This is a genomic window from Geobacillus sp. BMUD, assembly GCF_013096845.1.
Classification (GTDB): domain Bacteria; phylum Bacillota; class Bacilli; order Bacillales; family Anoxybacillaceae; genus Geobacillus; species Geobacillus vulcani.
Map to the genome: position 1 here is coordinate 109,135 of NZ_SDLA01000001.1, position 18,393 is coordinate 127,527.

Sequence of the window (18,393 nt, forward strand, 5' to 3'; positions counted from 1 at the left end):
ACAGAAGAATACAATTCCGTACGTTTGTACGGGAGAGGTTTCTAGCAAAACCCTCTATAAAAAACTAGGGACGGCTGTATCCTAGGGGTATGGCCTTTTTGTTTTGGAAACCTCTTCTTCTGCTCATTCAGAAGGAGGTGGATGATGATGAAACGAAAGGAAGAAAAGGCGGTCGTCGTCTTTAGCGGCGGCCAAGACAGCACGACGTGTTTGTTTTGGGCGAAAAAGCAGTTTGGTGACGTGGAAGCGGTGACGTTTGACTACGGCCAGCGCCACCGCCTAGAAATAGAAGTGGCCTCGTCCATCGCCGCAGAACTTGGCGTCCGCCATACGGTGCTTGATTTGTCGCTTCTCGGGCAGTTGGCGCCGAACGCCTTGACGCGTCGCGACATCGCCATTGAACAAAAGGAAGGCGAGCTGCCGACGACGTTTGTGGACGGGCGCAATTTATTGTTTTTATCATTCGCTGCCGTGCTTGCCAAACAGCGGGGGGCGCGCCATATGGTGACAGGTGTGTGCGAAACCGATTTCAGCGGCTATCCGGACTGCCGCGATGTATTTATCAAATCATTGAACGTCACGCTGAATTTGGCGATGGATTATGAATTTGTCATTCATACGCCGCTCATGTGGCTGACGAAAGCGGAGACGTGGAAGCTTGCTGATGAGCTCGGGGCGCTCGAGTTCATTCGCACGAAGACGCTGACGTGCTACAACGGCGTCATCGCCGACGGCTGCGGCGAGTGCCCGGCGTGCGTGTTGCGCAAGCGCGGGTTGGAGGAATATTTGCGGGAAAAAGCGGAGGTGGAGGCGCGATGATGCATCAGCTCTATCCGCAGGTGACGCATCACTACCGCTATGAGTTGAACAAAGACATGCACATCGCCGCCGCCCATTTCATCCCGCATGAAGCGGCCGGGAGCTGCGCCAACGTGCACGGCCACACGTACATTGTCAATGTGACGATCGCCGGCGATGAGCTCGATGAGAGCGGTTTTTTAGTCAACTTCCAAACGGTAAAGAAGCTTGTCCATGGAAAATTGGACCATACGCTGCTTAACGACCATAGCGATTGGTTTGACCGTCATGACCCGAACCGGTTTCCGACGTCGGAAGTGGTGGCGCGCACGATTTATGAAACGATTCAGCGCTATTTGGATACGCTGCCGCACAAGCCGAAATGTTTGCAAGTGTTTGTCCGCGAAACGCCGACGAGCTATGTCGTCTATCGGCCGAAAGCGGGGGAGCGGTAATGGCGCGCACGATTCCGGTGTTGGAGATTTTTGGTCCGACCATCCAAGGAGAGGGAATGGTGATCGGCCAAAAGACAATGTTCGTCCGCACCGCCGGCTGCGACTACCGCTGCCGCTGGTGCGATTCAGCGTTTACATGGGATGGATCGGCCAAAGACGAGATCGAGCAGCTGACGGCAGACGACATTTGGCGGCGGCTTGAAGCCATTGGCGGCCGCCGCTTCCGCCACGTGACGATCTCCGGCGGCAACCCGCTGCTGATCGCCGCACTCGGTGAGCTCGTCGCGCTCCTTCATGAAAAAGGGGTGCGGGTGGCGGTCGAAACGCAAGGGAGCCGCTGGCAGGATTGGCTGCTTGACATTGACGACGTCACCCTTTCCCCGAAACCGCCAAGCTCGGGGATGGACACCGACTGGGCGGCGCTCGATCAAATCATCGGGCGGCTGCTGGCCGATCGAAGCCGGGCGCGGCGCGTCAGCTTGAAAGTCGTCGTGTTTGACGACGCCGATTTGGCGTATGCGAAAGAGGTGCACCGCCGCTACCCAGGCGTTCCGTTTTACTTGCAGACGGGCAACGCCGATGTGGCCGCTTCCGAGGTGGCTGCACTCCGCGCGAAGCTTCTCAGCCGGTTGCAATGGCTCGTCGAGCAAGCGGCCGAGTCGGAGGAGCTGGCGGACGTCCACATCCTGCCCCAGCTGCACACGCTCCTTTGGGGAAACAAGCGCGGCGTGTAAAGCAGGGGCGGCTCACTTGGCATAGATCAATCAGGGAGGAATGAAGGAATGGCGGGAAGAAAAGAGGAAGAATTGAAAGACTTGACGCTGCTTGGCAATCAAGGGACGACCTATTCGTTTACGTACAATCCGAATCTTCTTGAAGTGTTTGACAACAAACATCCTGACCGGGATTATTTCGTGAAGTTCAATTGTCCGGAGTTTACGACGTTGTGTCAATAAGGGCACACTTCAGCGGTGACGCTGTCGGCTAAACCTTGTGAATTCAGGGGAAGAAAAGGTCCCCCCTACTTTTCCGACCCTGAGCCAAGCCTCAGACGGCAAGCGGTTGCTCCGTTTGAGGAAGGTGCAGAGACTATCGAAATCACTTCAGAGTGAAGCGAGTAAGAGTAGCTCTGAAGGAAGAGAGTAGAGTACACCGTTGCACATTGTTGCCGCGGTGGAAGCGCAAGGGTTCTTATTCAGTATCGCAGCTGAATAAGAATAAGATATAGTCCACCTGTTTGCGTCGGCAAACAGTTGCCAAAAACCGGACAACCGGACTTCGCGACGATTTACATCAGCTACATCCCGGACAAAAAATGCGTCGAAAGCAAGTCGCTGAAGCTGTATTTGTTCAGCTTCCGCAATCATGGCGACTTTCACGAAGACTGCGTCAACATCATTATGAACGATTTGATCAAAGTCATGGAGCCGCGCTATATCGAAGTGTGGGGCAAATTCACCCCGCGCGGCGGCATTTCCATCGACCCGTATTGCAACTGGGGGCGCCCGGGGACGAAATACGAAAAAATGGCGGAATACCGGCTGCTCAATCATGACTTGTATCCAGAAAAAATCGACAACCGCTGAAACCGTCAAAAAAAGAGGTAGTTTTTTCGCTCCAGCTCATATATAATGAACGATGAATGTTTGTGGCCTTGGAGGTTTGAAAGTTGGAGCGAAGAACAGCCCTTTTGCTCGGAGCGAGCGGTTTGGTCGGCGGAGAGTTGCTGAAGCTGTTGTTGCAGTCGGATTTGTACCGCGGTGTGACGATTTTCGTCCGCACTCCGCTGCCGGTGGAACATGAAAAGTTGCAGCAAGTCGTCGTCGATTTTGTGCGGCTTGAATCGTACGAACGATATTTTTATGTGGACGATGTGTTTTGCTGCCTCGGGACGACGCGCAAAAAGGCGAAAACGAAGCAACAATTCATTCAAGTCGATTATGAATATACGCTGCGCGCTGCGGCGATGGCGGAAAAGTGCCGCGTGAAAAGCTTTTTGACCGTCTCTTCGGTCGGCGCTGACCCTTGTTCGCCGTTTTTCTACCAGCGAGTCAAAGGAGAGACGGAAGAAGCGCTGCAACGGCTTTCCATCCCATCGCTTCATATTTTTCGTCCGTCGCTGCTTGTCGGCAAGCGTCGCGAGTTCCGCCTCGGTGAAGCGTTAGCCGGATGGTTGTTAGGCCGTCTTCCGTTTTTGTTCGTCGGCAAATGGAAAAAGTACAAGCCGGTTGACGCCCATCAGCTTGCTTTGGCGATGTTTTACCGGGCGGCGTCAGCAACGAGCGGCGTCCATATCTATGAATGTGATGAACTCGCCCGCACTTCGTAAACAAAAAAGAGGCTCTTGGCAGCCTCTTTTTTATTCGACGATTTTATAGTTTTTATGATTGACAACCGTCCGTTCTTGCAAATCGAGTTCACGATAGTTTTCCATATACGTTAAATCCACGATGACTGAGTTTTCATTCACCTTCTCCACAATGCCGCGCAGCCCATTTTTAAACTCGATAATATCTCCGACTTTTGCTTTTTTGATCATCATCATTCTCCTTTAAACAAAATGATGGATGGCCGTTCAGGCGAACGGCCGTCGGAATCGAGGCCGACCTGATTCCCGAACCCGTCCCTTGGTCGGCGGGATGGGTGCCTTTTTATTAGTTTGCCCTATTTTTATGCGCAAGTAAAGAGAATTATTTCCTAAAGTTTTTTATTTTGGCGCTTTCCCATAAAAATGTACTTGATAGACGCTCATGATGCGCGAGCTAAAAATGATTTCCTTAAATGAACATTTCTATCATATTGTCCATGAAAAGCCAAGTGCACCTTTTGGGAATGAAGCGTTATTTTGAAAAAAGCAAGAAGCGTCAACGCCTCTTGCTTTCCATTTTTCCTATTTGGCGAACACATGGTTGCCGATGACGACGGTCACTTGACGTGAGCGCAGCCATTTGCTTTTCGCCGTTTTCGGATTGTAGAAATACAGCGAACCGTTTCCTAAACCGCGAAAAGCAAGTGCTTCTTCAACGGCGCGGTATGATTCACGGTCGGCCGGTTCGTTGATCGATCCGTTTGCGACCGGCGTGAATGCATAATGGCCGCCAGAGCGCTCATAAATGACATCGTGGATCGTATCCGGAAAATCCGGATGGTCGACGCGGTTCAGCACGACCGTTGCCACGGCCACTTTTCCGGCGTATGGCTCCCCTTTCGCCTCGGCATGAACGAGGCGGGCAAGCAAATCTTTTTCTGCCGCTGTGATGCCGGCATCAGGGATGACGAGTTTTTCGCCAGGGTACAATAGATCGCCTTTGCGATTCTTTTGTTTCAGTTGTTTCAGCGGCACACCGTATTGTTTCGCAATTTTCCAAAGCGTATCGCCGCGCTTGACGGTGTGGATCGTCGCCGCATCGGCATGGCCGGCAAGGAAAAATATGCCGCACAACATAGCCGTCGCCCATGCTTTTGCTTGTTTCATCGACATCCCTCCTTTTGCCTTGCAAACTCGCTACTAGCGTAGCAAGGATAGAAGGATGAGTCATTATCTAATTGATGGAAAAATGCTGTATGTGTTGAAATCACTAGAGTCGTAGAGGGGCTAGAAATTTTTTCATGCACAAAACATCCCAGCTTTCTGGGGCGAAAGCCGGGATAGGATGGAAGGAAAAACAGGAAGATCAACTTCACGGAGATTCAAGATAATGGTAGATCACGTGGCCGCCGCGCTGGGCGATGCCGCGAAACTGTTTGAAGTCGGGTTGCTTCACGAGCACCGCCCGGAAAATCGGAAAGTCCTCTTTTTTGACCAGCAATTCTGAAATCGTTCCATTTCGCAACTCCTCGATTTGCTTGGCTGCCAGTGCTTCATCCATCGCATGTCCCTCCAAGCGTTCATCCGGCATGATCATCGTTATTATCGTAGCACCGTCATCTGTATAGATGCAATTTGAAACTTTCACATTTGCGGCTTTTACTGAGCATTGGATCGACTGGCGAGCGAACGAACAACGCTGCTTTTAAACCCATGTATGGGTCTGTGAAGCGAGTGATTGTTCGATCTTTCAAGCCAAAGGATATGTTAAACGTTTTTGTTGCATCGATATATTAGGTTAAATACCTATATTTTAGCCGGGCAAACACCCTTTGCTTGTTTCGACATACAATATGGGTGGGTACGCGCCCCGAGAACATCAGCGAGAAAGGGAGAGGACCAATGAATCATTGGGATCCGTATATGAATGATCCGCTTCAAAGCAATTTGAGTTATGAAGCTGGGGCAGTGGACAATAACGTGCCACCGATGGCTCCGCTGCCAGCTGGAGTGATGCCGACCGGAGCGATGCCGATGGCGTATTATCCGCCTGCAGCGCCTTATGGCTATTGGTGTCCACCGGTTGCGCCGCCGGCGCCGCTTGTCAGTCCGGCTCACCTCGAAAGTCCCGACAGTCCGGACGGATTTGGCAGCCCGGACAGCTCCGATATGATGCCGCCGACGCCGCCGATCGGGTTAGGAGCCGTGCCGAATATGGCCCATGCTTCCGTTTGGCCGATGGGTGGGAAAGAAAACACGCCGCCGATGACGCATGATGACACCGCTATTCCGTATAGCATGACGGCTCCGTACGCAGAAAATGTTCCTCCGGCTGGCAGCACGGCTCCCGTTGCCGTTCCTGGCACGTTGCCTGGAATGGCCGATGGCACCGCACATGGTTTCGTTCCCGGCGCACTTCCGTATGCGCCGCTGTACTATCCGCCGATGGCGCCGCAGCCGTATTCTCCGATGATGCCGTATGGCTATGGCTATCCTGCTGCGCCGCTGCCTCCATATTATGGCGGAGGAATCCCATATGCGTCTGGCTTTCCAACCTCGTATGGCCCCTATCGGTAAGATGCCAAAAAAGACCGCCGAATGGCGGTCTTTTCTATGGAAAAAACGACAATGGTCTATGTGTCAAAGACTAGCCCACGATCCGGCGCTGTGGAAGTGAGGCGCTTCTTGTTCCACTGCGGTCTTTTCCAAATTTGGAACGGTTTCAAGCCCTTTGCGGGTCAGACGGCTGGAACGTTGGCGTTCGCGGCCGTCTCCTTTTTGCCGCGGACATGTTTTTTCACTGACACTGATGGTATAATAAGGAACAGAGTTTCTCTTGGGAACGAAAGTCTAGAAAACAAATCTATCAGGTTGAATGGAAAAAGGAAGGGGGAAGGGATTGTATATGGGTATGGAACAGAAAACAGCCATTGTCACGGGTGGGGCGAACGGGATCGGCAAGGCGATTGCTAGAGCATTTGCAAAACGGGGAGCGAACGTCGTGATCATCGACCGCGATGTCCAAAACAGTGAAGCGTTCGCCGCGCAATTGCAATCGGACGGGTTCAAGGCCATTTTTGTGGCGGCTGATGTGCGGAAGGTGGGCGATATTGAGCGGTTTGTACAAGAAGCTGCCGGCCGCTTCGGCCGCATTGACTATTTGATCAACAATGCCGGCGTCTCACGCTGGAAGTCGCCGTATGAGCTGACGGTTGAGGAGTGGGATGACGTGCTGTCAACGAATTTGCGCAGCGCTTTTTTTGCCTCCCGTGAAGCGGCGAAATATATGCGCCGCAATGCAAAAGGCGGAGCAATCATCAACATTGCCTCGACAAGGGCGCTCATGTCTGAGCCGAATTCCGAGGCGTACGCTGCATCAAAAGGCGGCCTTGTCGCTTTGACTCATGCGTTGGCGTTGTCCTTTGCGGATGATCGCATTCGTGTCAATTGCATCAGCCCCGGTTGGATTGAAACGGGCGATTACGGACAACTGCGAGACATTGATCACCGGCAGCACCCAGCCGGCCGCGTGGGCAAACCGGACGATATCGCCCGCGCTTGTCTGTATTTATGCGATGAGGAAAACGATTTTATCACCGGAGCAAATTTGGTCATCGATGGGGGAATGACAAGGAAAATGATTTATATTGAGTAGGGAGTGGGTGTTTGTTAAAATAAACAAAACGGAGACGGTTTCAACGGAAAAGGTGGGACGGAAAAATGAAAATCCGCAAAACGCCGGTGATGGACGGACAAGCTCCGGCTAACGTCTACATTTACGAAAATCGAAAAGAGGAATATATCGTGATCGCCATTCCGGCGCTTGAGTGGTCATTTTCGTTCGCCTATGAGGAAGAGGCGGAGGCGGTGGCTGAGCGGCTTGAGGCATCGCTAAAAAAGCGGCTTGACCATGAGCGCGCCGCTCTTTTGGCCGCGCGTCTGCTCGGCTGGGCGCGGGAAATGTAGCCTGGCGGACGGCCGCGGCCGCCGCGACTTTGCATGTTAGGGGTTCGATGACAACGTGGTCAACAAAGCAAAAGTAATCGCAGTATATATCATAGGCAGCATTTTATGGATTGCCGCCACCGACACCCTGCTCAATATGATGTCGATCAGCCGCAATGTATATATGGCGCTTGGCGCCGCCAAAGGGGCCGTGTTTATTTTGCTCTCGGCCATTTTTTTGTACCAGCTGTTAAAAAAGCGCGAGCAGCTGGAAAAGACCGAGGAAAATGAACAGCAGCTGCTTACGCTCATCAATTCGATGCCAGATTTCGTTTGCTTTAAAGACAGCGAGGGGCGATGGCTGCGCGTCAACGATTTTGGCCGGCGGCTGTACCGCCTCGAACAGATCGATTATATCGGGAAGACGGACCGCGAGCTTGGCGAGCTTGTGCCGTTTTTTAAAGAAGCGTTTGCACAGTGCATTGCATCAGACCGCGAGGCGTGGGAGAGCGGAACGGTGACGCGCCGCGAGGAGTCGTTTGCGACGCCGGATGGGGAAGTGAAGACGTTTGACGTCATTAAAGTGCCGCTTTTTGACGAAAACGGAGCGCGCAAAGGATTGTTGACCATCGGCCGCGACATTACCCAGCAAAAGCTTGCCGAGGAGTTGCTCTTGAAAAAAGAAAAGCTCTCCGTCCTTGGCGAGCTGGCCGCCGGCATTGCCCATGAAATCCGCAATCCGCTCACCTCCATGAAAGGATTTATTCAGATGATGCAAGAAACGCGCGAAGTGAATGATCATTATATACGCATTATGTTAAGTGAACTCGGCCGCATCAACCAAATTGTCAGCGAGCTGCTGGTGCTCGCCAAGCCGCAAAGCCACGATTATCGGCTGTTTTTGTTGAGCGAGGCCATTTCGTATGTCATCAGCTTGATTGGCCATGAGGCGACGTTGAACAACGTTTCCATTTCCGTCCATAACACCGCTCCGAAAGCTTGTGTGTACGGCGATCAAAACCAAATTGTTCAAGTGTTGTTGAACGTTATGAAAAATGCCATCGAAGCGATGCCTGATGGCGGCTGTTTATCCGTCCACGTTGCTGAAGCAGACGGGAAGATCTATGTCGATGTTGCCGACACCGGCGTCGGCATTTCGAAAGAACGGCTGCAGAAAATCGGTGAACCGTTTTTCACCTTGAAAGAAAAAGGAATGGGGCTCGGACTGACGACAAGCATGAAAATCGTTCAAGAACATAAAGGAACGATGTGGATCGAAAGCGAAGTCGGGAAGGGAACGACAGTTCATTTGACGTTTCCGTCCGGTGGCGTCAAAGCCGCAAACGGACGGCAAAATGCGCTGTCATAACAACAGGCGTCCCCGCCAGAGCAAGTATGTCTGTTTTTGGGGCCAACGGCTCAATCAATGGCTGATAGGCAGCCGAGTTGCATGGTGGGCAGAGGCCGACGCTTTGCGGATCACCATAGGCCTTGTCGGTGCACAGCGCGTTTTGGTTCGTAAAATTGCTCTTTCAGTTGTTTAGGGTCGAAGCTGCCGATCGTGCAGGGAACGATTCCTGCTTCGCTTTGCTGGAAGTGGGAGACTTCTTTCGGAAATCCGTTAAAAATGAAACCTATTGCACATGATAAACGTAGTCTTGGGAGGGAGAATGGGAAAAGGATGTGATGGTGTGTTCATCGCCCAACTGGCAGTCATTTTGTTCGCCGCCAAACTTGCCGGTGATGCCGCTGTGCGCCTTGGTCAGCCCGCCGTGCTCGGCAAGCTGCTCATCGGCATTGTGCTTGGCCCGAGCGTGCTCGGTGTGATCAAGGATACGGATCTTTTGCAGGAGTTAAGTCAAATCGGCGTTATTTTGCTCATGTTTATCGCCGGCCTGGAGACGGATATGGATCAGTTTCGGCGCACCGGAAAAGCCGCTGTGGCGGTCGGAGTGCTCGGCATTCTCGTTCCACTGCTCGCCGGGTATGCGGCTGGAACAGCGCTCGGTATGGAGATCGGGGCAGCCTTGTTCGTCGGCCTCTTGCTATCGGCAACGAGCGTCAGCATTTCCGTGCAGGCGCTCAAGGAGATGGGGCGTCTGCAGTCGAAGGAAGGGTCGGCCATTCTTGGCGCGGCGGTCATCGACGACGTGTTGGTTGTCATTGCTTTGGCGTTTTTATTAAGCCTGACCGGCGGCGACGTTGACCTTGGAGCGGTTGTGCTGAAAAAAGTCATCTTCTTTGCTGTTGCCATTTTGCTTGCCTGGAAAGCCATCCCGCTCGTATTAAAGTGGTTTGCCCCGCTGCGTGTGACGGAAACGGTTGTGTCGGCTGGCTTGATCATTTGCTTTACATTTGCTTACTTCGCTGAAGTGACGGGAGTGGCGGCGATCATCGGCGCCTATATGGCCGGGCTTGGCGCGAGTTTTACGGACTATCGGAAAGAAGTATTTGAGAAAGTGGAAACGATCGCCTATTCTTTGTTTGTCCCTGTCTTTTTTACCTCCATCGGGGTTGCGGCCGACTTTTCCGGCATCGTCGAACATTGGCCGCTCATTGTCGGCTGGAGTGCGCTCGCGATTTTGACAAAGCTTGTCGGCGCCGCGCTGGGGGCAAAATGGGCCGGATTTTCGTGGGGAAGCTCGCTGGCGGTCGGGGCTGGCATGGTGTCGCGCGGCGAGGTGGCGCTCATCATCGCCGGCATCGGCTTGGAAGCCGGCCTGCTTGATACGGACATGTTTGCGGTCATGATCATCGTCGTATTAGTGACGACCGTCGTGACTCCGCCGCTGTTGAAGATGATTTTCGGCCGTCTTCACCCGGTGCGCCAGACTATATAACCAACAGCTCGGCGCTGCACCGCGGGAAACTGTCTAACTTGTTATTGGCCGTTAGGCGGAGGTGGCGCCGTGAAGGCCGATTTGTGTGATCGTTATCATCTGGGGAAGAGAAGACCCCACTTCCACGCGTGAGCGTACATGCACCCGCCATGGGGCAGGTGTTCTCAAGAATCTCCCACCTCTAAGCGTACGCGTAGGCGGGAGGGCGTTCAATCCGACAGCCGATGGCTTCGATAAGGGAGATGGGCGGCAACAAAAGGCCAATACGGGAACGAAGAAAAGGGGCTTGCCTCGTGAGGCAGCCCTTTGCTGTTGTTACGAGCGATTTTTTTTCGCTTGTTTCGCCGTATCCACGCTGTCTTTGGCCATTTCTGCCTCCGCCTTGGAGACGGTCGGGTTGGCTACTTCTTGGCTCACCTTGTTTTGTCTCCCTTTGTTCGACATGCGATCCCCTCCTTTCGGCCAGTTTCGCTCCGCTTGCCGTATGCCCGCAAAATGCTGTTTAGTTCGCTGCTATGTTTGGTCGGAATTTGATGGCGGGCCCGGTCAATGAACACGATATCTGCATGCGGCACATAACGTTGGAACATAGCGATATATGGCTGGATGTAGCGATCGCGTGCTCCATAAATAAGGAGCACGGGCAAGCGGAGGGAAGACAGTTGTTTTGTGCATCCATAAACAAGCCCAGCCTGGTACATGGCGCTTAAATCCCGTTTATTGGTCAGCCGCGCGTACCGCCGCAACAGTTGCCATTCACGCCAGTTCGTTTTGTGCCCCCAAGCAAGAGCCGACGCAAGCAGCGGGATGGCCCCAAGTTTTGCGGCGGAGATGCCGAGCAAAAACTCGCTGAACAAAAGCGGGGTGCACACTTCCGGAAACCCGCCGATCAAAACGAGCTGTTCGACATGCTCGGGATAGCGGAGCGCGAAGTCGAGCGCAATGGATCCGCCGTTTGAGTAGCCGCAAATGATGGCTCGCCGAACGCCGAGGGCGCGGAGCAATACGGAAATATCGTCAGCAAGCAGCGGTACGGTGATCGGCGCATCTGACGAACTGCTTTGCCCGTTTCCACGCATATCATACAAAATAAGGCGGAAATGGCGGGCGAGCGGTTCTTGGCGGCAAAAAACGGCATGCCCCATTCCTGGGGGATGGATGAACAAAAGCGGTGTTCCTTCTCCTTTTTCCTCGTAGTAAAGGCGGACTCGTCGGTTGATCGATACGTATGGCATATTCTTTCCTCCCTCCCAGCCCTCTTATTAGTATGTCGAGAAGAGCGGCGCCCCATCCAAAAAAACGTCATTGAGAGCGATGGCCCGTCCGGTTTATAATTTAGTCTGCATAGGTCAACGGCAGACGATGGGTACGGAAAGGAGGGAGCTTGATGGAACAGCCATTTCGCGTCGAAAAAACGCTCAACAACAACGTGTTAATCGCTTCCCATCCGGCATATGGCGAAGTCGTTTTGCTCGGCAAAGGAATCGGTTTCGGCAAAAAACGGGGGGATGAGATTGCCAAGAGCGCTGTGGAAAAATGTTTTGTCCTGAAAAATGAACGCGAACAAGAGCAATATAAAAAGCTGCTTCCGGAATTGAGCGAAGAATTCATCGCTCTCATGAGCGAGGTGGTTCAATATATTCAGCAACGCGTGGGCGCGCCGCTCGACGAGCACATCCATGTGGCGCTGACTGACCATATCGCTTTTACATTAAAGCGGCTCGAACAGGGGCTTGATGTCAAAAATCCGTTTTTGGCGGAGACGAAAAGCTTGTATCCGTTGGAATATGAAATTGCCAGCGAAGTGGCCCGTATGATTGAACAAAGGCTTGGGATTGTGCTGCCTGAAGGGGAGGCAGGCTTTATCGCCCTTCATATTCATAGCGCGATTTCCAAACAAAGCGTGTCGGAAGCCAATCGTTATTCCCAGCTCATCGCTGATCTCGTGAAAATTGTCGAGCAACAGCTTGGCGTGGAAATCGATCGCGAGAGCATTCATTATTTGCGGTTTGTCCGTCACTTGCGCTATGCGATTGAGCGGATGAAAAAAGGCGAAAAAGTCGAAGAACCAAAAAATTTGTCGAAAATCTTGAAGGAAGCGTATCCATTATGCTATAATCTAGCATGGAAGTTGGTCAAAGTCATGCAGCAAACGCTTCATCTGCCGGCGGACGATGCCGAGGCGGTCTATTTGACGTTGCATTTGCAACGGTTGGCGGAGAAAAAGAACAATACAACTGCATAGGTTGTCTCGCTTTACGTGTTACTGACTCGATCAGGCATGAGTAAAGAGGGCAAACAAGGCGGCAACAGCTGCGAATCCATTTAGGCGCTGTTGTAAGCGTTCTTTTTGCCTCTCTTTAGTCATGCCTTTTTTATTGCGCCAGCTTCCTCGAAGCGCCCGCTCCATTTTCGGTACATGAATCGGCTGTTTGCTGCAAAACTTAAGAAAAGGAAACTAAAGGAGGTTATGAAGATGAAACGAGCGTTTGGCACGTTGCAAAAGGTCGGGAAAGCGCTCATGCTGCCGGTGGCGATCTTGCCGGCGGCCGGGATTTTGTTGGCACTTGGCAACGCCTTGAAAAACCCGGCGCTTACTGACAAAATTCCGGCACTCAAAGCCGACTGGATCGTGCTCATTTCCAACGTTATGGAGCAAGCAGGCGGCATCGTCTTCTCCAACTTGTCGCTCTTGTTTGCGGTTGGTGTGGCGATCGGCCTTGCCGGCGGGGACGGGGTCGCGGGCTTGGCGGCGATCATCGGCTACTTGATTATGAATGTGACGATGAGCGTGATCTTAGGCGTGACTTCCGATATGATCGGCGCCGATCCGTCGTACGCCAATATTCTCGGCATCCCGACGCTGCAAACCGGTGTCTTTGGCGGGATTATCGTCGGGATTTTGGCCGCATACATGTACAACAAATATTTCAATATCGAACTGCCGCAATATCTTGGCTTTTTCGCCGGCAAGCGGTTCGTGCCGATCGTGACGGCGGCGTCCGCAGTCGTGCTTGGCATTATCATGACATTCGTTTGGCCGCCGATTCAGCACGGGTTAAATGCGTTCTCGCACAATATGATTGATGCGAACAAAACGTTGGCCGCGTTCATTTTCGGCGTCATCGAACGGGCGCTCATTCCGTTTGGGTTGCATCATATTTTCTATGCACCGTTTTGGTTTGAATTTGGTCATTACGTCAATAAAGCCGGGCAAGTGGTCCATGGCGATCAAAAAATCTTTTTCGAGCAACTAAAAGACGGGGTCAAATTGACGGCCGGCACGTTCATGACCGGGAAGTTCCCGTTTATGATGTTCGGTCTCCCGGCAGCGGCGCTCGCGATCTACCATGAAGCGCGGCCGGAAAACAAAAAAGTCGTTGCCGGCATCATGGGATCAGCCGCGTTGACATCATTTTTGACCGGGATTACCGAGCCGATCGAATTTTCGTTCTTGTTTGTCGCCCCAGCGCTGTTTGCCATTCACTGCGTCTTTGCCGGCTTGTCGTTTATGATCATGCACCTGTTGAACGTCAAAATCGGGATGACCTTCTCCGGCGGGGTCATTGACTTCTTGCTGTTTGGCGTTCTGCCAAACCGGACGGCATGGTGGCTCGTCATTCCGGTCGGCTTGGCGTTTGCCGTGATTTATTATTTCGGATTCCGCTTTGCGATCCGCAAATGGGATTTGGCGACGCCGGGCCGGGAAAAAACGGTCGAGGAAGCACCGAAAGCCGAGGCAGCCGCCGCTGGCGATCTGCCGTACGAAGTGCTCGCCGCCCTTGGCGGAAAGGAAAACATCGAACATTTGGACGCGTGCATTACGCGTTTGCGCGTTTCGGTCCATGATATCGGCCGGGTCGATAAAGACCGGTTGAAAGCGCTCGGCGCTGCCGGGGTGCTTGAAGTCGGCAACAACGTGCAAGCCATTTTCGGCCCGAAATCAGATATGTTAAAAGGGCAAATTCAAGACATCATGCAAGGAAAAGCGCCGGCAAGGGCGGAAGAGAAGCCGAAAACAGCGGCCCCGGAAGCTGCGAAGTCCGAAACGATCGCTTCGCCGATGTCCGGAGAAATGGTTCCGCTTGCTGAAGTGCCGGACCAAGTGTTTTCGCAAAAAATGATGGGCGACGGCTTCGCGGTCATGCCAACGGACGGCACGGTCGCCTCTCCGGTTGATGGCAAAATCATCAATGTATTTCCGACGAAGCACGCCATTGGCATTCAGTCGGCGGGCGGGCATGAAATTTTGATCCATGTCGGCATCGACACGGTGAAGCTGAACGGTCAAGGGTTTGAAGCGCTTGTCAAGGAAGGCGATGAAGTGAAAAAAGGGCAACCGATTTTGCGCGTCGACCTTGATTATGTAAAACAGAACGCGCCATCGATCGTCACGCCGGTGATTTTCACGAATCTCCAAGCTGGCGAAACGGTGCGTATCAACAAACAAGGCGAAGTCGTCCGCGGCGAAGACGTCGTGGCGATCCAATAAATCGTTTTTGGCGGCGGAGAGGGGCCAAGCATTTTCCGTTGCCTCTCCGCACCTGTATTTGATATGATGGCAAAGAAAAATTGTAGAAAAGGGGATTGATGAACGATGGCAGAAAAAACGTTCAAAGTTGTTTCAGATTCCGGCATCCACGCTCGTCCGGCGACGATTTTGGTGCAAACGGCGAGCAAATTCAACAGCGAAATCCAGCTTGAGTACAACGGCAAAACGGTGAACTTGAAATCAATCATGGGCGTCATGTCGTTAGGCATTCCGAAAGGGGCAACGATCAAAATCACGGCAGAAGGGGCCGATGCGGCAGAAGCAATGGCGGCGTTAACCGATACGTTGGCAAAGGAAGGCCTTGCAGAATAATGGAAAAGACGATTCATGGCATCGCCGCTTCAAGCGGCATCGCCATCGCCAAGGCATACCGCTTGGAAACGCCTCATTTGGTGGCCGAAAAACGAACGGTCGCCGACGTCGAGGCGGAAATTGCGCGGCTTGAGGCGGCGGTCGCCAAAGCAAAAGAAGAGTTGGAAGCCATCAAACAGCATGCCTTGGAAAAGCTAGGCGAAGACAAAGCCGCGATTTTTGCCGCTCATTTGCTTGTGCTTGACGACCCAGAACTGCTGAATCCCATTAAGGAAAAAATCAAAACGGAACAAGTGAATGCGGAATACGCACTCCATGAAACGGCATCGTTTTTCATTTCCATGTTTGAAGGCATGGACAATGAGTATATGAAAGAGCGGGCCGCCGATATCCGCGATGTAACGAAGCGCGTCCTCGCCCATCTGCTCGGTGTCACGATCTCGAACCCGAGCCTCATTTCTGAGGAAGTCGTCATTATCGCTGAAGATTTGACGCCATCCGATACGGCGCAGCTGAACCGTCAATATGTGAAAGGATTTGCCACCGACATCGGCGGACGAACATCGCACTCGGCCATTATGGCCCGCTCGCTCGAGATCCCAGCTGTCGTCGGCACGAAGGCGATTACGGCGGAAGTGCAAAACGGCGACATTGTCATCGTCGATGGGCTTGACGGTCAAGTCGTCGTCAATCCGTCGCCGGAGTTGCTTGCGCGTTATGAAGAGAAGCGGGCTCGCTATGAGGAGCAAAAAGCGGAATGGGCCAAACTCGTCCATGAGCCGACGGTGACGGCCGACGGCGTCCACGTCGAGCTGGCGGCCAACATCGGCACGCCGGACGATGTAAAAGGAGCGTTAGCCAACGGGGCGGAAGGGATCGGATTGTATCGGACGGAGTTTTTATACATGGGACGCTCGGAGCTGCCGACGGAAGATGAACAGTTTGCGGCCTACAAAACGGTGCTTGAACAGATGAACGGCAAGCCGGTTGTCGTCCGAACGCTTGACATTGGCGGCGACAAGGAGCTTCCGTATCTGCATTTGCCGAAAGAGATGAACCCGTTTTTAGGGTTTCGAGCCATTCGCCTTTGCCTGGAAATGCAAGACATGTTCCGCACACAGTTGCGCGCCTTGCTTCGGGCGAGCGTGCACGGCAATTTGAAAATCATGTTCCCGATGATTGCGACGCTCGATGAATTCCGCCAAGCGAAAGCGATTTTGCTCGAAGAAAAAGAAGCGCTTCTCCGCCAAGGCGTCCCGGTCGCCGATGGGATTGAAGTCGGCATGATGGTGGAAATTCCGGCTGCCGCCGTCATGGCTGATCAGTTTGCGAAAGAAGTGGACTTTTTCAGCATTGGCACAAACGATTTAATCCAATATACGATGGCGGCCGACCGGATGAATGAGCGCGTTTCGTATTTATATCAACCGTACAATCCAGCGATTTTGCGGCTCATCAGCCACGTCATCGACGCTGCCCATCGCGAAGGAAAATGGGTCGGGATGTGCGGAGAAATGGCCGGCGACCCGATCGCTATTCCGATTTTGCTTGCCCTTGGCCTTGATGAGTTCAGCATGAGCGCCACCTCGATTTTGCCGGCGCGCGCCCAGTTGAAACAGCTGGCGAAAGAAGAGGCGGCCCGCATCAAAGAGACGGTGCTGTCGCTCGGCACCGCCGAAGAGGTTGTAGCCTTTGTCAAACAAACCTTCTTCCTTGCTTGAGCGAAAGCGTGGCGGCATTCGTCGCGCTTCTTTTTTTGTCTTCGTTTACGCCAACAGGGGGGCAGACGGTGCATAGCCATATCGCTGGCGAACGGTGAGCGAAAGGCCTAACGCGATCGCTTTCGCCATTTGGTAGACAACGTGCAAATTCGTGTACGGAAGTGCAGTGATATCAGCCGTGTCTTCCATCATAACGCCCATGATGCTGAGATCGCCGATCGATGGAAGGGAATGGCCAAGTCCGGTGCCGGGGGCGAGCGCGCCGGGGCGAATGGCGATCGTATGGACAAACGGTCGCGGGCCGACGATGCTGTCAACGGCCAGCACATAGGAATTCGGATTTTTGAGCAACTGTTGATGTACACGCACAATGTTCGTGGCGTCGACCGGACGCTTAAGCGTGCCGATCACCGTCAAATGATCGGGATAGGCGTTTTCAAGCAACGTGCCGACAAACGGGCCTAAACTGTCGCCGTTAATGCGGTTGCTGCCGATGCAAACAACGGTCAGATGGCCGATGTGCGCCGGCAGCAAGGAAAACAGTTCATTGCGAATCAGCAAAGGGGCGAGTGGATCGCTGTAGGGAATCGGTCTCATCGCTTACGAGTCCTTTCCGTCTCTGTTCTCGCTTTCTTATTCGCGACCGCTGCCGGCGATTCCTTTCTTTTCAGGATTGAAAATTTTTCCCTATGTTTGCTTAAACGGATTGCGCCACTCCATTAACACAGCATGGTTGAGCGATTCTTCGTCTTCTAAATAGTTGCGGACAATCGCAAGCGGTGTGCGCCCGCAGCGAAGCAAAAACGTAATGACCGGGTCTTTTAATTCACCGGCCGTCACTTTGCGAATGTACTCTTCCGGGGACAGTTCGTTCGCATAGCGGTGATAACCGGGCATCCGTCCGCCGCCGAGCAGCCGGTCGAGACCGAGATGAACGACCACTTCATACATCGACTGCATGAGCCACTTGCCAAGGCCGAGTTTCCGGTACGGCGGCGAGACGCAAATGTCAACGACATACAGTGTGTTGCCGTCCGGGCGATGGTTGCGAATATAACCGCCGTCGGTTATTTCTTCCCATGTATGGTCGGCATGGTTCGGGTCAAAGTCGACGATGAGCCCGGTCATGGATCCGACGATGCGCCCATCGACTTCGACGCATAGCGCCCCTTCGGGAAACAAGGTGACATGGTTTTCAAGCTGCGCCTCGTTCCACCATAGTTCGGACGGAAACGGAGGCGGAAAACTTTCTTGTTGCACGCGGATGAGGGCGGAAAAATCGCTTTTCATATAGTTGCGGATGACGGCTTGCCGCGGCGTGTCGCCGTCAAAGACGTATAGCCGTTTCTTGTACACGCCGATCCCCCTTTCGTTCGTTTTACCTTCATCATAACCGAAAGCTAGAAAAGACGCCAAGAAAAGGTTCATCCAAGAGGAAACCGACCGTTTGCCGATGGGGTGC

The 18,393-nt window shown here is 53.1% G+C and carries 21 protein-coding genes and 1 pseudogene; 15 read left to right on the plus strand and 7 right to left on the minus strand.

Going from position 1 to position 18,393, the window contains the following annotated elements:
- Nucleotides 1-147: 147 nt before the first annotated feature.
- The 6 genes and pseudogenes from queC to ETC05_RS00515 all read left to right on the plus strand — a co-directional run bounded on the left by queC (nt 148) and on the right by ETC05_RS00515 (nt 3,582).
- Nucleotides 148-819 (plus strand): 7-cyano-7-deazaguanine synthase QueC, encoded by a 672-nt coding sequence (gene queC / locus ETC05_RS00490; protein WP_031404827.1) that lies wholly within the window; start codon nt 148-150, stop codon nt 817-819.
- The gene (queD, locus tag ETC05_RS00495; RefSeq protein WP_171660147.1) at nt 816-1,253 is read left to right on the plus strand and encodes a 6-carboxytetrahydropterin synthase QueD; all 438 of its coding nucleotides are present in this window, start codon (nt 816-818) and stop codon (nt 1,251-1,253) included. The genes queC and queD overlap by 4 nt, the downstream gene beginning before the upstream one ends.
- Nucleotides 1,253-1,987, plus strand: a complete 735-nt coding sequence (queE, locus tag ETC05_RS00500) for a 7-carboxy-7-deazaguanine synthase QueE (protein ID WP_171660148.1) — start codon at nt 1,253-1,255, stop codon at nt 1,985-1,987. The genes queD and queE overlap by 1 nt, the downstream gene beginning before the upstream one ends.
- Nucleotides 1,988-2,035: 48 nt before the next feature.
- Nucleotides 2,036-2,209: a tunnelling fold family protein gene (locus tag ETC05_RS00505; protein ID WP_371878428.1), complete on the plus strand. Its 174-nt coding sequence runs from the start codon at nt 2,036-2,038 to the stop codon at nt 2,207-2,209.
- A 300-nt stretch (nt 2,210-2,509) separates the two neighbouring features.
- Nucleotides 2,510-2,839, plus strand: a pseudogene (gene queF, locus ETC05_RS00510) (preQ(1) synthase); the annotation flags it as partial.
- Nucleotides 2,840-2,922: 83 nt separating this feature from the next.
- The gene (locus ETC05_RS00515; protein WP_171660149.1) at nt 2,923-3,582 is read left to right on the plus strand and encodes an NAD(P)H-binding protein; all 660 of its coding nucleotides are present in this window, start codon (nt 2,923-2,925) and stop codon (nt 3,580-3,582) included.
- 30 nt (nt 3,583-3,612) lie between these two features.
- On the opposite strand, the gene ETC05_RS00520 is transcribed toward ETC05_RS00515, so the two are convergent.
- From ETC05_RS00520 to ETC05_RS00530, 3 genes are all read right to left on the minus strand, one after another.
- Nucleotides 3,613-3,792 carry a YkvS family protein gene (locus ETC05_RS00520; protein ID WP_013523278.1) on the minus strand — a complete coding sequence of 60 codons (180 nt, stop codon included), beginning with the start codon at nt 3,790-3,792 and terminating at the stop codon, nt 3,613-3,615.
- 351 nt (nt 3,793-4,143) lie between these two features.
- Nucleotides 4,144-4,728, minus strand: coding sequence for a cell wall hydrolase (locus ETC05_RS00525; protein WP_031404817.1), 585 nt, complete (start codon nt 4,726-4,728; stop codon nt 4,144-4,146).
- A gap of 205 nt (nt 4,729-4,933) precedes the next feature.
- On the minus strand, nt 4,934-5,122 hold the full coding sequence (locus ETC05_RS00530) for a hypothetical protein (protein ID WP_031404815.1): 189 nt from the start codon (nt 5,120-5,122) through the stop codon (nt 4,934-4,936).
- A gap of 341 nt (nt 5,123-5,463) precedes the next feature.
- Here ETC05_RS00530 and ETC05_RS00535 point away from each other — a divergent pair, with 341 nt between their 5' ends.
- From ETC05_RS00535 to ETC05_RS00555, 5 genes are all read left to right on the plus strand, one after another.
- Nucleotides 5,464-6,138, plus strand: coding sequence for a hypothetical protein (locus ETC05_RS00535; RefSeq protein WP_171660150.1), 675 nt, complete (start codon nt 5,464-5,466; stop codon nt 6,136-6,138).
- Between the two features lie 328 nt (nt 6,139-6,466).
- Entirely contained in the window at nt 6,467-7,216 is a 750-nt protein-coding gene (locus ETC05_RS00540; protein WP_171660151.1) for an SDR family NAD(P)-dependent oxidoreductase, read from the plus strand.
- A 65-nt stretch (nt 7,217-7,281) separates the two neighbouring features.
- Entirely contained in the window at nt 7,282-7,527 is a 246-nt protein-coding gene (locus ETC05_RS00545; protein ID WP_171660152.1) for a YueH family protein, read from the plus strand.
- A 55-nt stretch (nt 7,528-7,582) separates the two neighbouring features.
- Entirely contained in the window at nt 7,583-8,875 is a 1,293-nt protein-coding gene (locus ETC05_RS00550; protein WP_031404807.1) for an ATP-binding protein, read from the plus strand.
- 301 nt (nt 8,876-9,176) lie between these two features.
- Nucleotides 9,177-10,346, plus strand: coding sequence for a cation:proton antiporter (locus ETC05_RS00555; protein WP_171660153.1), 1,170 nt, complete (start codon nt 9,177-9,179; stop codon nt 10,344-10,346).
- Nucleotides 10,347-10,661: 315 nt separating this feature from the next.
- Here ETC05_RS00555 and ETC05_RS18015 read toward each other — a convergent pair whose 3' ends face one another.
- The gene (locus ETC05_RS18015; protein ID WP_013145936.1) at nt 10,662-10,790 is read right to left on the minus strand and encodes a hypothetical protein; all 129 of its coding nucleotides are present in this window, start codon (nt 10,788-10,790) and stop codon (nt 10,662-10,664) included.
- The gene (locus tag ETC05_RS00560; RefSeq protein WP_171660154.1) at nt 10,760-11,581 is read right to left on the minus strand and encodes an alpha/beta fold hydrolase; all 822 of its coding nucleotides are present in this window, start codon (nt 11,579-11,581) and stop codon (nt 10,760-10,762) included. The genes ETC05_RS18015 and ETC05_RS00560 overlap by 31 nt, the downstream gene beginning before the upstream one ends.
- A 152-nt stretch (nt 11,582-11,733) precedes the next feature.
- Between ETC05_RS00560 and glcT the strand changes: the two genes are divergently transcribed.
- The 4 genes from glcT (at nt 11,734) to ptsP (ending at nt 16,931) form a co-directional block, all read left to right on the plus strand.
- The gene (glcT, locus tag ETC05_RS00565; protein ID WP_031404801.1) at nt 11,734-12,591 is read left to right on the plus strand and encodes a glucose PTS transporter transcription antiterminator GlcT; all 858 of its coding nucleotides are present in this window, start codon (nt 11,734-11,736) and stop codon (nt 12,589-12,591) included.
- A gap of 231 nt (nt 12,592-12,822) precedes the next feature.
- Complete coding sequence (gene ptsG, locus ETC05_RS00570; RefSeq protein ID WP_171660155.1) at nt 12,823-14,838, plus strand: glucose-specific PTS transporter subunit IIBC; 2,016 nt, start codon at nt 12,823-12,825, stop codon at nt 14,836-14,838.
- 105 nt (nt 14,839-14,943) lie between these two features.
- Nucleotides 14,944-15,210, plus strand: a complete 267-nt coding sequence (locus tag ETC05_RS00575; RefSeq protein WP_011230496.1) for a phosphocarrier protein HPr — start codon at nt 14,944-14,946, stop codon at nt 15,208-15,210.
- Nucleotides 15,210-16,931 (plus strand): phosphoenolpyruvate--protein phosphotransferase, encoded by a 1,722-nt coding sequence (gene ptsP / locus ETC05_RS00580; RefSeq protein WP_171660156.1) that lies wholly within the window; start codon nt 15,210-15,212, stop codon nt 16,929-16,931. The genes ETC05_RS00575 and ptsP overlap by 1 nt, the downstream gene beginning before the upstream one ends.
- A gap of 45 nt (nt 16,932-16,976) precedes the next feature.
- Here the strand turns inward: ptsP and yyaC are convergent, their stop codons facing one another.
- Both yyaC and ETC05_RS00590 read right to left on the minus strand, forming a co-directional pair.
- Complete coding sequence (gene yyaC / locus ETC05_RS00585) at nt 16,977-17,528, minus strand: spore protease YyaC (RefSeq protein WP_171660157.1); 552 nt, start codon at nt 17,526-17,528, stop codon at nt 16,977-16,979.
- 90 nt (nt 17,529-17,618) lie between these two features.
- On the minus strand, nt 17,619-18,287 hold the full coding sequence (locus tag ETC05_RS00590; protein WP_171660158.1) for a GNAT family N-acetyltransferase: 669 nt from the start codon (nt 18,285-18,287) through the stop codon (nt 17,619-17,621).
- Nucleotides 18,288-18,393: the final 106 nt, after the last annotated feature.